We start from the raw sequence: 14,927 nt of genomic DNA on the forward strand, positions 1-14,927 counted from the left end.
CGGCGCTATGATACCTCTCGCAAAACGTCTCCCGCGCGAGCTGCGCCGCAATATCGGTAAGTACCTGGGCATCTTTTTGCTTATATGCGGAAGCATCGCCCTTACCTCGGGCTTTTTGCTCGCGGCGCATTCCATCGGCTGCCTTATCGACGACATGCGCGATGCGTACACGATTGAGGACGGCCGCGTGACCACCTCCTTCGAGGCCACCGACGGTCAGCTCAAGGCAGCCGAGGATGCGGCCGGCGACGTCGGCGGCGTCACGCTCTACAAGAATTTCTCCATCGACGCCATCATCAAAAGGAACGCCGGCGACGATGGCACCAAGCGCACGCTGCGCACCTATGCGCGCCGCACCAAGGTCGATATCGCGTCCTACTGTGAGGGCAGGCAGCCCAAGACGGACGATGAGGTGGCAATCGACCGTGTCTTCGCCACCAACAACGACCTCGCCGTGGGCGATAAGGTCGAGCTTGAGGGCCGCACCTACACCGTCTGCGGCATCATGACCCAGCCCGATAGCCAGGCGTTGTTCCTCAACAATTCGGACTTTACGGTGAACACCATCACCTATGGCGTGGCCGAGGTTACCGACGCCGGCTTTGCCGCGCTCGAGGATGCCGGCGGCGCACCCGCCTACACCTACTCCTTTACCTTTACCGATCGCGATCTCCCCACCGCGGATCGCATCGATGCGGAGCAGGATATGGTCGAGGCGCTGACCGATGCCGATGCGCGCGTGGACGATCTGATCGATGCCGATTCCAATCAGGGCATTGGCTATGCGCGCGACGACGTGGACGGCGACTCCATGATGTGGATGACGTTGCTCGACATCATCATCGTGATCATGGCGTTTGTCTTTGTGGTGCTCACCGACGCCACCATCGAGGAGGAGAGCGCCATCATCGGCACGCTGCTCGCCAGCGGCTATCGCCGTCGCGAAATCGTGCTGCACTACCTAGCGCTTCCCGCCATCGTAGGCGTGGCCGCGGCGCTACTGGGCACCGCTCTCGGCGTTGCGTTCTTTACCGAGCCCATGCGCGGTCTCTACTACGGCTCGTACAGCCTGCCGCCCTTCCAGGTGTACTGGAGCTGGGAGATCTTTGTGAAGTGCGCCGTGGTCCCCGCCGCTGCGCTCATCCTCATCACGCTGGTGGGCCTGCTTCGCAAAATGGGCAAGACGCCGTTGCAGTTCCTTCGTCACGAGGCGAGCGGCAAGTCGGGTACCAAGCGTGGTGTGCAACTGCCGGAGCGCATGGGTTTTGTTTCCCGCTTCCGCTTGCGTATCTTCCTGCGCAATCTGGGCAACTTCGCCACGCTCTTCGTGGGCATCGCGTTTGGGTCGCTGCTTTTGCTCTTTGGCCTGGCGATCCTGCCCACGATGACGCACTATGCGGACAACCTCGAGACGAGCCTGGTCGCCGAGCACCGGTACACGCTCAAGGCGCCGCTGGAGCTCGAGGGCACTGTCGAGGAGCGCGAGCAGTGGTCGGCACTCGAGCGCTTGCGGTCGGTTGACGGCGCGCTGCTTTCTGCCGCCCAGGATGCCGATGACGAGCTTGACGACGCGGCCGATGCGGCGCAGACGGCAGCCGATGCCGCGACCGCATCTCCGTCTGCCGAGAGCCTGACCGCAGCGCAGGATGCGCTTGCCAAGGTCCAGGACAAGAAGGATGCGCTCTACGCACGCCTTGACGATCTTGCCGATGCTCTCGGCTGCAACCGCGATGAGGCCATCGATCTGATCGACAAGGCCTCTAAGATCGACACTGACAACGACGATATCCACCCGGTCAATACGACCGACAACGGCGCGGGCGCAATCGCGCAGGCCGAGAAATATGCCGTTTACCAGCTGCAGTACGACCGTGGCGACGGTAATGGCGAGGAGACGATTTCTGTCTACGGCATCTCGTCCGATTCGCGCTACTGGAAGGGCCTCGACGTCGGCGATGGGCGCGTTGTCTTTGGCGGCGGCCTGCTCGACAAGTTTGGCTGGAGTGAGGGCCAGAAGGTCACGCTCAGCGACAAGTACGAGGGCGAGCATTATTCCCTTGAGTACGCGGGCAAGGACTGTGCCTGGGGCTCCAAGTCGGACATGAATATCTATATGAGCATCGACGACTTTAACGAGCTGTTCGGCAACGACGCCGCCTACTTTAACGGCTATGTGAGCAACGAGAAGCTCGACCTCGACGCGCGCTACTTTGCCGGCGACACCACGCCCGACGACATGCGCGCCGTGGGCGACCAGTTCATCGGCATGATGAGCAAAATGATCGGCATGATGGTCGGGCTCGCGGTGTTTATCTTCCTGCTGTTTATGTACCTGCTGACCAAGGCTGTGATCGACCATAGTGCTCGTTCGATTAGCTACATGAAGGTCTTTGGCTATCGCGATGGCGAGATCTCGCATCTGTACATCCGCTCGATTACGCTGTGCGTGGCGGTGTCACTCGTGCTGAGCCTGCCGGTCATTATTGGCTCGCTGACCGCGATTTTCCGCTCGATGCTGCTCGCCTACAACGGCAATATCGAGATCTACGTGCCCGCTTGGTCCATGGCTGCATGCGTCGGCATTGGCTTTGCGACCTACCTGGTCGTGGCGCTGCTACACACGCGCTCTATCAAGCGCGTGAGCTTGGCCGAAGCCCTCAAGGTGCAGGAGTAGCAATTGGGGACGCTCTTAAACGACTAGTCGTTGGGGACAGTCTTTGTCGGATCGCCGGCTCGCCGGCCGGGCTGGCAGGGACTGTCCCTGGCGGCACTCATTTAAGTCTGTCCCCAATGAGTGCCTAACGACTCGGTGCCGCGCTTGACTTCAACCCCACTTCACCGGGTACCATCCTCTATGTCTGTAACGCCATATAGACCGAGGGGATAGATCTATGACCGCAACCGCACCCGCAGCACCGGCAAAGGTGTACTTCACCAACCTGCGCACGCATGCTCGCGAGAGCCAGCTCGACAAACTCAAGCGCCTCATTCGCCGCGCCGGCATTGAGCAGATCGACTTCGAGAACAAGTTTGTCGCCATCAAGATTCACTTTGGCGAGCTGGGCAATCTGAGCTTTTTGCGCCCCAACTACGCCCGCGCCGTCGCAGACGTCGTGAAGGAGCTGGGCGGCAAGCCCTTCCTCACCGACTGCAACACGCTCTATGTCGGTAGCCGCAAAAACGCGCTCGAGCACATCGACACCGCCTACCAGAACGGCTTTACCCCGTATGCCACGGGTTGCCAGATCATCATCGCCGACGGCCTCAAGGGCACCGACGAGGCGCTTGTCCCAGTCGAGGGCGGCGAGTACGTGCGCGAGGCAAAGATCGGTCAGGCACTTATGGATGCCGATATTGTGATCAGCCTCACCCACTTTAAGGGCCATGAGCAGGCCGGTTTTGGCGGCGCCATGAAGAACCTGGGCATGGGAGGCGGCAGCCGTGCCGGCAAGATGGAGCAGCATGCCGCCGGCAAGCCGAACGTCGCGACCGAGCACTGCGTTGGCTGCCGTGCCTGCGAAAAGATCTGCGCGCACAACGCCATCTCGTTTGACGATACCCGTGAGCGCGAGCTTGCCAATGGCAACACCCGCACGGTCCACGTCGCCGCCATCGACCACGATCGCTGTGTGGGTTGCGGCCGCTGCATCGGCGTGTGCAACCAGGACGCCATCAAGCCCGGCTATGATGCCGCGGCCGACGTGCTCAACTGTAAGATCGCCGAGTACACCAAGGCCGTCGTCGACGGCCGCCCGAGCTTCCACATCTCGCTCGCCATGGACATCAGCCCCAACTGCGATTGCCATCCCGAAAACGACACGCCCATCGTCAACGATATCGGCATGTTCGCGAGCTTCGACCCGGTCGCCATCGACCAGGCCTGCGCCGATGCCGTCATGGCATCCGAGCCGCTGCCCAACACCGAGCTCACCGATAGCGCGGCCAAGATGGAGCATAAGCACGAGCATCTGGAGGGCGAGCAGGCCAAGGACCCCTTCTGCATCACACATCCCGACACCGACTGGCGCGCGTGCATCGCGCACGCCGAGAAGATCGGCCTGGGCACGAGCAAGTACGAGCTTATCGAGGTCAAGTAGCACCTAGCTATTGGACAAAACAAGCGCCTTTGTAGCGTAAGTTGAGCAAAAGCCGCCCACGAGCACAACGCTTGCGGGCGGCTTTTCAGAAGTGCGGTGAAAAATCGAATACCGCCGACTACAAACCGATTTTTGGCAACAAACCCCAGACGTTGCTTTTTGCCTAAAAATTCTTGTCGAGGAAGTCGTCGACCGTATTCCAGTAGAGCTCGGGGTCGACTTGCGCGCTCTTGGCGTGGGTGGCGCCGTGGATGGTGAGCTTTTGCTTGACCTTGCTGGCGCACGCGTCGTAGTTTTGGTCGAGCATGTCGTACGGCACAAAGGTGTCCTGGTCGCCGTGGATAAACAGCATGGGAATCGTCGCGTGTTTGAGTTGCTCCACACTGCTCGCCTTATGAAAGTCGTAGCCCGCGCGCACGTTGCACACCAAGTTTGCTACATCGAGCAAGGGAAAGCTGGGCAGGCCGAACACGTCCTTGAGCTGCAGAGAAAACTCGTCCCAAACACTCGTATAACCGCAGTCCTCGATAATGCATTTCACGTTGGACGGCAAAGATTCCCCCGCGACGTTCATGGCGGTCGCCGCACCCATCGACTCGCCAAAGACCAGGATGCGCGCCTTGGGGTCAGCTTGAACGATCCGCCCGATCCACGCGACGACATCGAGTCGCTCGGGCCAGCCCATGCCGATATAGTCACCGCCGGAGCGCTCGTGGGCGCGGGCGGCGGGTGCGAGTACGTTCATGCCGCGGTCATGGAATCGCTTGACGTATCGGGCCATACCGATGGGCTCGTTGGTATATCCATGCAGGCAGACGGCGTAGTCGTGTGTGCTCTCCGACGCAGCAAAATACCAGGCGGCAAGCTCGGTCCCGTCGTCCGCGGTGAGGCTGCTGCTCTCGCGGTTTTCCTTAAACCACGCCCGTGCTTCGCCCTCCTCGGCGTCAATCTGCTCGCCCTTTTCGGCGTCCTTGCCGTCCTGCATCATCTTCATGGTGTACGGCGCTTGGGGATTCAGGGCAAAGTCGAACAAGAAGTTGCCGGCAAACCCCAACAGCGCGACAACGAGCACCAGCGCAACGACGCCGGCTATCTTGAGCTTTCGATGGGAACGTGCGTTTCGAGACATAAGAGGCTTTCCTATAAGATGTTAATACATCAACATTTAATGCAAGCGCATTATGGACGTTCGCCGTTGATGCGTCAACAGGCAAAGAATGGGTAAACAAAGGGTCACGTATGGTGCAAATTTCGCACGTACCTAGACGCTTTGATATAGTGTTGAGAACTCTTTACGTTGGAGGATGTAACCGGCATGTCCGATTCGAGCGACAGTTCTAAGCCGCGACCCAAGACCGCGGCCGTTCCACACTACACGGTGGGTGAGGAGATCATGAACTCCGTCACCCATGGTGTCGGCTGTCTGCTGGGTATCGCGGGCCTGGTGCTCCTGATCGTATTCGCTGCCCTGCGCGGCGGAGGCCCGGCCCACATGGCTGCGGCAATTGTCTATGGCGTCAGTATCATCCTCGAATACTTGGCCTCCACGCTCTATCACGCGATTCAGCCCGCTCGCGCCAAGCGCGTGTTTCGCATCATCGACCACAGCTGCATCTACCTGCTCATAGCCGGCAGCTATACGCCGTTTTGCCTCATCACGCTCGCAAACGACGGCGGCCCTGCGCTGTTCTTTGCCGTATGGGCCATTGCCATCGTCGGGATCGCCCTCGAGTGTTTTTTGCGCGAGCGCCAGCCGCATTGGGTAAGCGGCTTGGTCTATCTGCTGATGGGCTGGCTCGTCGTCTTTAAGCTGCCCGAGCTCGTGTCGCTGCTCAACCCCGTGGCACTTGCTCTGCTCGCTGTCGGCGGCGTGTGCTACACCGTGGGCGTGCCGTTCTACATCGCCAAAAACGTGCGTTACCTGCACAGTGTGTTTCACTTGTGGGTGCTCGCCGGCAGTATCTTCCAGTTCATGGCGGTGATCCTCTTCGTAATTTAGCGACCACGCCTGCGCGCCCGCGTCCTCGTTTGGGCGCCGGCGCCATTGCCGTATCCGTCATCAACGTTTTGACCTGACGTCCCGAATCTTGGAGGTTCGAGAAACTCCCGATGGACATAACCATCTCCCTTATCACCACCCTCGTTTTGACCCTCATCAACGGCTACTTCTCTATGTCCGAGATGGCGCTCACCACGGCCAAGCGCGCCGTGCTGGAGCACGAGGCCGAGGAAGGCGACAAGCGCGCCGAGCGTGCCATTAAGCTGGCTGCCGACTCCGACCAGCTGCTCGCCACCATCCAGGTCGCCATCACGCTCGTGGGCTTCGCCTCGTCCGCCGTCGCCTCGACGAGTCTGTCCGACCCGCTCGCCACGTGGCTCATGAGCTTTGGCATCGCGCCGCTCTCCGCCATCGCGCGCGGCCTGGCGCCGGTCATCATCACCGTCGCGGTCGCCTTCGTGTCCATCGTGATCGGCGAGCTCGTCCCCAAGCGCATTGGTCTGGCCAATGCCGAAGGCGTGTCCAAGCAGGTCGTGGGCCCGCTTTCCGTGTTCCAGAAGATTGCTCGCCCGCTCGTGTGGCTGACTGGCGCCTGCTCCGACGGCCTGGCCCGCATCCTGCGCATCAAGAGCGCCGACGACCGCCAAAACGTTTCGGAAGAAGAGATCAAGTACATGGTCTCGGAGCAGGACGACCTGCTCGACGAGGAAAAGCGTATGATCCACGAGATCTTTGACCTGGGCGACACCGTTGCCCGCGAGGTCATGGTGCCGCGCGTGGACACCACCATGTGCGAGGACGACGAGACGGTCGCCGACGTGTTGTCCACCATGCGCCAGACCGGCTTCAGCCGCATCCCCGTCTATCACGAGGACCCCGACAACGTCGCGGGCATCGCGCACATCAAGGACCTGATCCAGCCCGCGCTCGATGGCAAGGGCGACCAGCCCATCGCCGGCTTTTTGCGCGACGCCACCTTTGTGCCCGACACCAAGGACATCCTGCCGCTGCTGTCCGAGATGCAAACCTCGCACGACCAGATCGTGGTGGTCGTGGACGAGTACGGCGGCACGGCCGGCATCATCACCATCGAGGACATCGTCGAGGAGATCGTCGGCGAGATCGAGGACGAGTTCGACCCCGACAACAAGTATCTCACGCGCCTTTCGCGCCGCGAGTGGCTCGTTGATGGGCGTTTTTCGTGCGATGACGCGATTGAGCTTGGTTGGCCGCTCGAGGAAAGCGATGATTATGAGACCATCGCCGGCTGGATCTTGGAGCTTTGCGACTCGGTGCCCGACATCGGAGAGGTGTTTGAGGTCGCGGGGTACAAGTTTAAAGTGCAGTCGATGCGTGGCCAGCGCATCTCGCTCATTCGCGTGATCGCTCCGGCCGAAACCGATAAGAAGGATTCCGAGTCTTCGGTAGACGAGCCGACGACGTCGGGTGCGGGTTCCGCGAATCCGCACGACGGCGACGAGTAGGGCAAGGAAGAGTAGGGGAGAGTTATGGCAGGCCTGTTCAACATCCTTAAGGTCACCGTCAGCGAGGACAAGATCTGCGCGCATGTGCTGGTGAACCCCGGCATGCCGCTCATGACCTCGGAGGACATCGAGGCCACGGCGCGCGTGTACTACCTGGTACCGGCGATTGCCAAGCACCTGTGCCTGGGCGATTCCGGCCGCGAGTTCCAGGACTGCATGGGTCAGACCGAGCTCTGCCACCTGCTGGAGCACGTGACGGTCGAGCTCATGAACGAGACCGGTCTTGCCGGTAGCATCTCGTGCGGCCGCACGCGCGTAAGCGAGCATGACGAGCGTGTCTTTGAGGTCGAGCTTTCGTGCCCCGATGACGCACTGGCCATCGGTGCGCTGTCGTCGGCCACCTTTATGATGGACTGGGCGTACCTGCACGCCGACCAGCCGGCTCCCGACGTGGAGGGCACGGTCGCTGGCCTGCGCAACCTGGTGCTGGGCATGCGCGCCGAGGCCGAGGGCAAGGATCCTCACGAGGCCGTCGCCGCTGCGAACGGCGAAGGTGCTGCCGAGGACGAGGGCGCTGACGAGGGCGATGTGCCGGTCGACGCCGAGCCCGTTGCCGATGCGACCGCCGAGCCTGTTCCCACCGAGCCCCAGGGCGTCCCCAACTTTGACGACGAGCCCCAGGTGGCGATTGATACCGAGGGCGCGGTTGCCGAGAACCACGAGGCCTCCGCTGCCGTCTTTGGCGGTGCGGCGACGGTTCCGGCGGGACCTGCGCATGAGGGCGGCCTGCCGCTCGTGGACGGCGCCGGCGAGGACCCGGGTGCCACGGTGGCCATGCCGGCTATGCCTCAGGAGTAGGCCTACGCGTTTATCACCATCACGTACCTGCGCCTTTGCCGTACGCAGATGAGCGGAGCGGCAAGTGATGCGCTGCGGGTATAATGGACAGCATTCAAACGGTGGGCACCGACGTGCCCGCAGGAGAGGAATGATCATGGGTAAGACTTTCAGCTTTGTCTCCGGCGCACTTTTTGGTGCCGCTGCCGGCGCTATTATCGGCGTTGCTCTGGCCCCGCGCTCGGGCGCCGAAACCCGCGCCATGGCTGCCGATATCGCCAACGACGCCTGGGACAATATGCGCGACACCTACGAGCACAGCGCCGAGGAGGCCCGTGCTGCGGTGAATGACTTTGGCCCGATGGTCGACGCCAAGACCGACGACCTGCGCGCCAAGGTCGACCTGGCCCGCGAGCGCATGGACCAGCTGCGCGAGCAGCTCAACGACGCCATTTCGGGCGGCAACGTGACGCCTGCCGCCGACGTCGTGGTCGAGAACGCCGTCGAGGCTGATACCGAGGCTGCGGAGCCCTCGACCGAGGCATAATGCGCGCCGGGGATTTTGTCGGCGCCAAGATCTATCGCAAGCCTACCGAGGACAAGCGCACCAAAAAGGACGGCACGCCGCGCAGCCCTAAAAAGCTCGGAAAGATTCACTTTCCGGTCTTTACCCCGGGCGGTACGCGCGTGGTCGGCTTTATGGTCCGCCAGTCCGATATCGCGGGCATGATCGAGCGTCCCGATCGATTCGTAGCGCTCGACGCCATTGGTGTCTACGAGGGCGCCATTGCGGTCGATGACGTTAAGGACACGTACGATGCCGCCGCCGCCAAGCGCCTCGACATCAACCTGGACGATTGCATCATCTGGGTCGGTATGGACGTGCGCACGGAATCGGGCGACGTCGTGGGCTATTGCTCGGACGTCGAGTTCAAGCCGCGCTCGGGCATCGTGCAGGCATTCTATGTGACCGCCGGTGCTGCTTCGAGTGTTTTGGTTGGTGACACGCAGGTGCCGCCGACGATGCTGCGCGGCTACGAGAACGGCGCGATGGTCGTCTCGGACGAGGTCAAGTCGCTCGGGTATTCGGGCGGTGCGGCTGCTAAGGCCGCCGAGGCCAGCGTCGTGGTGGGCGATAAGGTCAAGAAGGGCGCCAAGGTGCTCGACGACAAGGGGTCGGTCGCCGTGGACAAGGGCAGCCGCGCACTGGGCAAGCAGCTCGGCAAGACGCGCGGTATGTTCAAGGCCTTTAAGGACGAATATCAAAAGGCGAGCGGAGGCTCGTCAAAAGCTACAAAATAGCGACGTACCAAATGATGGGAGGCAAGCCGGAGACCTGTTGCTCCGGCTTGCTGTGTTTATGGGGGAGGGCACATGCGCCAAAACGGATCCAACTTAAACGGGCGTTCGGGTGCGCGTCCGACGGCGCGCCGCGACCTGGGGCAGCTGCCCAGCGGTCAGCGCCGTCGCCGCCGTAAGCCCGGCGCGATGTACCTCAACCATAGCCGCGGGTTTAGCGACCGCAGCGCGCGCATCGGCAACGGGCGCTCGCCGCGCCGACCGTCCCGTCTGCCCTATGCGCTCATCGCTGTGGGTTGCGCACTCGTACTGTTTATCGCTGCCGTCGTGGGCTACGTCAACCGCAGCGTGGACGTGGAGCTCAACGGCCAGAAGACCGCGGTGCGCGTGGGCTCTACGCTGCAGAATCTCATCGACGACCAGGAGTTGACTGACACCTACGACGCAGGCGACCTGCTGGCCGTCGATGACAGCGTGCTCAAGCGCCATGGCGGCGAAAAGCTGTCGGTTAAGGTGGACGGCAAGCGCATAAAACAGGGCAAATGGGATAGCCGCGAACTTGAGGGTGGCGAGAAGGTGACGGTCAAGGATGGCCGTAACACCTACGAGAAGCATGAGGTTCAGGCTACGGTTATCGAGCCCAGGCTCAAGGTCGAGGGCACGGGCGCTATCGAGTATGTGCAGACGTGGGGCGTTCGGGGCCGCTCCGAGGTGTGGGTTGGTGAGCAGTCGGGCAAGACGCAGGACCGCGGCGAGGTTGTGCCCGCCACCGATTGCGTCGTTGCGTGCGCCAGCGTGGCGCCCAAGGGCAACGAAAAGTACGTGGCGCTGACGTTTGACGAGGGTCCGAGCGGTGCGACCAAGCAGATTTTGCAGTTGCTCAAGGAGAAGGGCGTCACCGCGACGTTCTTCCTTTCGGGCGATGCGGCCGAGGCCTCGCCTGCCACGGCCAAGGCGATTGTCGATGCCGGGTGCGAAATCGGATCCAACAGCTACAGCGACGATTCGCTCAAGGGTCAGGACCGTGAGACGGTACGCGAGCAGATCACGAAAGGCGCCGATGCGATTAAGTCGGCGACCGGCGTGAAGACGATGCTACTGCGTGCTCCCTACGCTGCCTTTGACGAGCAAGACTGGATTGATGCGATGGACCTGGTCTCCGCCGTGGTCTCGTGGAATATTGACTCGGGTGACTGGCTGCTCAACGGTGCCGACGAGCAGGTCTCGACGGTGCTCGATTCGGTGACGCCGGGCAATATCGTGCTGCTCACCGATAGAGACGAATGCGCCGAGCAGACGCTCGAGGCGCTGCCGCAGATCATCGACGGCCTTGTCGCCGATGGCTACAAGATCGTGACGCTCAGCGACCTGGTCAAGACGGACACGTCGCTGAGCAAAAAGCTCATCTCGCTGACGAAGGTCACCATGCCCAAGGACGCCGTGTACCCCCAACTTGCCGAGGACGATGACACCACAGAGTAGTCATTGGGTAGTCGTTTAAGAACGTCCCCAATGGCTATGTCACGGATGCGTCAGCGTTTGGTATGCCTGCAATGTGCAGCGCATAAATTCGATGCCGCAGGGCGATGCTGATGCTATAGTTACTGCGGTTAATGAGGGTCAAGAGAAAGGTTACAGGTGAAATCCAAACCTCGACCATACAGTCGATGACCCCATGCAGGTGCTTTTTGCGCATGCACGGGGTGTAAGCGTCGAGCGGCGTGCCGCCCGCGCATGCGTATACATATCCAGAAGCCCCCGGACGCCGCACGCGCGGCCGCGTCCGGAGGAATAATGATGGGGAGCACCATTGAATTATCTGAGTGAGATGCTCAAATTGCCGGTCTTGGACGTCGACGGCGAAAAACTCGGCGTGGTCAACGATTTTGGCATTGCTACCGGCGAAGTTTTTCCGCACGTGACGTCGCTCGCGTTCCGCGGCCCCGGCAAGACGCCGTTTATGATCAGCTGGCGCAAATGGGTCGACCGTATCGATGAGACAGGCGTGTATCTCAATACGTCTGCCACCAATATTCGCTTCTCGTACCTGCAGCCGACCGAGCTCCTGCTGGCGCGCGATGTTCTCAATAAGCAGATCGTCGACACGCAGGGCATGAAGGTCGTGCGCGTAAACGACATCAAGTTTTCCATGTCGGGCGAAAACCAGCTGCGCCTGCTGGGTGCCGAGGTCGGTGCCCGCGGTCTGCTACGCGCCATCAGCCCCGCACTCGAGCATATCGTCGAAGGCTTTATGAAGCACCTGGGCAAGCCGCTCAGCGAGGATATCATCGCTTGGTCCTACATGGACCTGCTCGACCGCTCGACTAAAAACATCCAACTCTCGGTGTCGCACAAGACGCTCGGCGAGCTGCACCCTGCCGACATTGCTGACATTATCGAGCAGCTCGACCCGCGCCTACGTGCGCAGGTGTTTGCGCAGCTCGATACTGCCCAGGCCGCCGAGGCCATCTCGGAGTTCGACGACGACGAGCTTATGACCGAGATGCTCGAGGGTCTGTCCGACACCGACGCATCGTCGATGCTGGCCATGATGGACCCGGACGATGCAGCCGACCTGATCGACGAGCTCGATTACGAGAAGGCCGAGAAGCTCCTGCGCCTGATGGGTGTCAAGGAGGAGAAGGCGATTCGTAACCTGCTGGGGTATGAGGACAACACCGCCGGCCGCATCATGACCTCGGAGTTTGTCTCCCTGCCCGCCACGGCAACGGTCGGTGACGCCATCGAGGCGATTCGCGAGCTCGACGAGGACTTCGAGAGCGTCTACTACGTCTATACCGAGGATCCGAGTGGCATGCTGACCGGTGTGCTTTCGCTGCGCACGCTGATCGTAGCCGACCGCGACGCCACGTTGGGTCAGTTGGCCTATCGCGACCTGGTATATGTGTCGCCCGACGAGGACCAGGAAGACGTAACGGACGAGATGACCAAGTATGACCTGGTCGCTATCCCCGTCTGTGACGAGAACCGCCACATCTTGGGTATCGTGACCTTCGACGACGCCATGGACGTTATCGCCGAGGAGCATCAGGAGGACCTGCAGATCGCCGGTGTCGGCTCGGGCGATAGCGCGTCGGACGACTCGACGAACGTGCTCAGCTGGTTCGTGCATCGTCAGTACTGGGTTGTTGTATGGGGCGTTGCGTCGTGCATCATGGCGACCGTGCTGGGAACGGCGCTCGGCTCCGCGCATCTGGTGGTGTTCCCCATGTGCGCCATGCCGCTCGTGCTGCTGGCGGCCTCGCGCATGGTGTCGTTCGTCAAGAACTACTTCCTGGAGTATGACGGTCACGACGACGAGCCCAAGCCGTATCTGGGGTTCTTCTTCCAGAGCACGGGCATGGGCCTGATTCTGTCACTCGTGACCTACCTGTGCGCCCAGCTGGTGCGCACCGCTGCGTTCCCCGATGCGCCCATGTTTGAGGAGCAACTCTTTACCGGGTGCTTTAATATTGCTGCCATCATTTGCCTGGTTGGCAACATGAGCGCCGTGATTTACCTGATGGTGCTGTTCTGGCGTGACGAGCATGACCTCAACACGTCGGGCACCGCCATGAACGTTATTGCCGTCATGATCTCGTGTGTGGCGTATTGCATCGCCGCGGTGCTGCTCGCCATGTCAGTCATGGGTTAGGTGGTCGCGTGCAAAATACCAAGCAAAAGTCGGGCACCAAGCAAAAGCTGACCATCGCGGCCATCTTTGGCGCTATGGGCCCCGGTCTGCTGGCGGCGCTTTCGGGCAATGACGCCGGCGGCATTGCAACGTATTCCAGTGCGGGCGCCAGCTATGGCTACAAGATGCTCTGGATGCTTCCCGTCATGACTGTGCTGCTCATCGTGACGCAGGAGACCGCGGCGCGCTGCGGCTGCGTCACGGGTAAGGGCCTGGCATCGCTCATTCGCGAGCGCTTCGGCGTGCGCAAGAGTGTGTTGGCCATGGCAGCGCTGCTGATCGCCAACACGGCTGTGACCATTTCGGAGTTTGCGGGCATCGCCAGCGGCCTTGCTCTCTTTGGCGTGCCGGCGAGCATCTCGGTACCGTTGGTGGCGCTGCTGGTATGGATGCTTACAATGTCGGGTAGTTTCCAGCGCATCGAGAAGATTCTGCTGCTGGTGAGCTGCGTGTTCGTGACCTATATCGTCGCCGCGTTTATGGCTGGCCCCAACTGGGGTGAGGTCGCGGTCGACCTGGTCGTGCCTAACATTCAAAATGACCCCAGCTACGTGTCGCTCGTGGTCGCAACGATCGGTACCACCATCGCGCCGTGGATGATTTTCTTGGCGCAGAACAACGTGGTCGATAAGAACGCGGGCGAGGACGACATCGTGCTGCAGCGTATTGATACCGTGAGCGGCTCGATCGCTGCTGATATCATTGCGGGCTTTATTATCATCACGACCGGTGCGGTGCTGTTCCCGGCGGGTATTCAGATTAGCGATGCCGCCGATGCCGCCCGCGCGCTGGAGCCCATCGCGGGCCAGTGGTCTACGGTACTGTTTGCCTCGGGCCTGGTCGCGGCGAGCTTCTTGGCTGCCTGCGTGCTGCCGGGCGTTACGTCGAGCGCTATCTGCGAGGCATTTGGCTGGGAGCGCGGTGCCGACCGCAGCTGGGACGAGGCCCCGGTCTATCGCGGCATCATTACGGCCATCATCGGTATCTCTGCCGTGCTGGTGCTTATGCCCGGTGTCGATCTGTTCCAGATTATGATGACCTCGCAGGTCATCAATGGCGTGCTACTACCCGTGGTTCTGGTGTTCCAGGTGGTTATCGCCGCCGACCGTCACATTATGGGTGCAAACCGCAACGGTCGCGTGTGGAACGTGCTCACTTGGGCGACTATCGCCGTGATTACGGTGCTGACGGTTGTCATGTTTGTCCTGCAAGCGATGGGCTACAGCGCTTAGCGCCTCTTTTGGACTCCAAACAGGCCGCTGCCATGGGTTGCGGCCTGTATTTTGCCTGTTATAGGGGGTTAGTAATATGTGAGTGGACAAATAATGCCAAATATGAGTACTGTTGCCTGGCCGATAGCATTTACGACCAAGAAAATAATGAACATAGCTAAGAACCTGTTCATTAAAAGCGGGTCTCCAAGTCCTAAGTCGGCTATTCTGGTCAACTGGAAGGGTCGCGCGCGGTAGCGTGCAGAGATGTGGTGTAAGAGGCGGGGCATGCCCCGCCTCCGCCCT

11 protein-coding genes are annotated in these 14,927 nt (G+C 61.1%); 10 read left to right on the forward strand and 1 reads right to left on the reverse strand.

Annotation, left to right across the window (positions count from 1 at the left end):
- The first annotated feature begins 7 nt into the window (after positions 1–7).
- A complete protein-coding gene (locus DW195_RS09790; protein WP_118206592.1) occupies positions 8–2,674 on the forward strand; it encodes an ABC transporter permease in 2,667 nt (888 codons plus the stop codon).
- A 217-nt stretch (positions 2,675–2,891) separates the two neighbouring features.
- Positions 2,892–4,097, forward strand: a complete 1,206-nt coding sequence (locus tag DW195_RS09795) for a DUF362 domain-containing protein (protein ID WP_118206593.1) — start codon at positions 2,892–2,894, stop codon at positions 4,095–4,097.
- 163 nt (positions 4,098–4,260) lie between these two features.
- Here the strand turns inward: DW195_RS09795 and DW195_RS09800 are convergent, their stop codons facing one another.
- Entirely contained in the window at positions 4,261–5,226 is a 966-nt protein-coding gene (locus tag DW195_RS09800; RefSeq protein ID WP_118206594.1) for an alpha/beta hydrolase, read from the reverse strand.
- Positions 5,227–5,412: 186 nt separating this feature from the next.
- On the opposite strand from DW195_RS09800, the gene DW195_RS09805 reads away from it, so the two are divergent.
- The 8 genes from DW195_RS09805 to DW195_RS09840 all read left to right on the forward strand — a co-directional run bounded on the left by DW195_RS09805 (position 5,413) and on the right by DW195_RS09840 (position 14,642).
- Entirely contained in the window at positions 5,413–6,096 is a 684-nt protein-coding gene (locus DW195_RS09805; protein ID WP_199576357.1) for a hemolysin III family protein, read from the forward strand.
- Positions 6,097–6,206: 110 nt separating this feature from the next.
- Positions 6,207–7,580, forward strand: a complete 1,374-nt coding sequence (locus tag DW195_RS09810) for a hemolysin family protein (protein WP_118206595.1) — start codon at positions 6,207–6,209, stop codon at positions 7,578–7,580.
- Positions 7,581–7,604: 24 nt separating this feature from the next.
- The gene (locus DW195_RS10610; protein WP_233540861.1) at positions 7,605–8,438 is read left to right on the forward strand and encodes a hypothetical protein; all 834 of its coding nucleotides are present in this window, start codon (positions 7,605–7,607) and stop codon (positions 8,436–8,438) included.
- A gap of 136 nt (positions 8,439–8,574) precedes the next feature.
- The gene (locus tag DW195_RS09820) at positions 8,575–8,964 is read left to right on the forward strand and encodes a YtxH domain-containing protein (RefSeq protein ID WP_099432470.1); all 390 of its coding nucleotides are present in this window, start codon (positions 8,575–8,577) and stop codon (positions 8,962–8,964) included.
- Positions 8,964–9,719: a hypothetical protein gene (locus DW195_RS09825; RefSeq protein WP_055252569.1), complete on the forward strand. Its 756-nt coding sequence runs from the start codon at positions 8,964–8,966 to the stop codon at positions 9,717–9,719. Before DW195_RS09820 ends, DW195_RS09825 begins: the two co-directional genes overlap by 1 nt.
- A gap of 72 nt (positions 9,720–9,791) precedes the next feature.
- On the forward strand, positions 9,792–11,198 hold the full coding sequence (locus tag DW195_RS09830; RefSeq protein ID WP_233540862.1) for a polysaccharide deacetylase family protein: 1,407 nt from the start codon (positions 9,792–9,794) through the stop codon (positions 11,196–11,198).
- 328 nt (positions 11,199–11,526) lie between these two features.
- Positions 11,527–13,371, forward strand: a complete 1,845-nt coding sequence (locus tag DW195_RS09835; RefSeq protein WP_118206596.1) for a magnesium transporter — start codon at positions 11,527–11,529, stop codon at positions 13,369–13,371.
- Between the two features lie 74 nt (positions 13,372–13,445).
- Positions 13,446–14,642: an Nramp family divalent metal transporter gene (locus tag DW195_RS09840; RefSeq protein ID WP_118206601.1), complete on the forward strand. Its 1,197-nt coding sequence runs from the start codon at positions 13,446–13,448 to the stop codon at positions 14,640–14,642.
- Positions 14,643–14,927: the final 285 nt, after the last annotated feature.

The sequence above is a fragment of the Collinsella sp. AM17-1 genome (genome assembly GCF_003470665.1).
GTDB lineage: Bacteria > Actinomycetota > Coriobacteriia > Coriobacteriales > Coriobacteriaceae > Collinsella.

Excerpts from the sequence above, each read along its gene's own strand:
- DW195_RS10610 (WP_233540861.1), top strand. The coding sequence starts at position 7,605 with ATGGCAGGCCTGTTCAACATCCTTAAGGTCACCGTCAGCGAGGACAAG.
- DW195_RS09795 (WP_118206593.1), top strand. The coding sequence starts at position 2,892 with ATGACCGCAACCGCACCCGCAGCACCGGCAAAGGTGTACTTCACCAAC.
- DW195_RS09820 (WP_099432470.1), top strand. The coding sequence starts at position 8,575 with ATGGGTAAGACTTTCAGCTTTGTCTCCGGCGCACTTTTTGGTGCCGCT.
- DW195_RS09840 (WP_118206601.1), top strand. The coding sequence starts at position 13,446 with ATGGGCCCCGGTCTGCTGGCGGCGCTTTCGGGCAATGACGCCGGCGGC.
- DW195_RS09790 (WP_118206592.1), top strand. The coding sequence starts at position 8 with ATGATACCTCTCGCAAAACGTCTCCCGCGCGAGCTGCGCCGCAATATC.
- DW195_RS09810 (WP_118206595.1), top strand. The coding sequence starts at position 6,207 with ATGGACATAACCATCTCCCTTATCACCACCCTCGTTTTGACCCTCATC.
- DW195_RS09830 (WP_233540862.1), top strand. The coding sequence starts at position 9,792 with ATGCGCCAAAACGGATCCAACTTAAACGGGCGTTCGGGTGCGCGTCCG.
- DW195_RS09825 (WP_055252569.1), top strand. The coding sequence starts at position 8,964 with ATGCGCGCCGGGGATTTTGTCGGCGCCAAGATCTATCGCAAGCCTACC.
- DW195_RS09805 (WP_199576357.1), top strand. The coding sequence starts at position 5,413 with ATGTCCGATTCGAGCGACAGTTCTAAGCCGCGACCCAAGACCGCGGCC.
- DW195_RS09800 (WP_118206594.1), bottom strand. The coding sequence starts at position 5,226 with ATGTCTCGAAACGCACGTTCCCATCGAAAGCTCAAGATAGCCGGCGTC.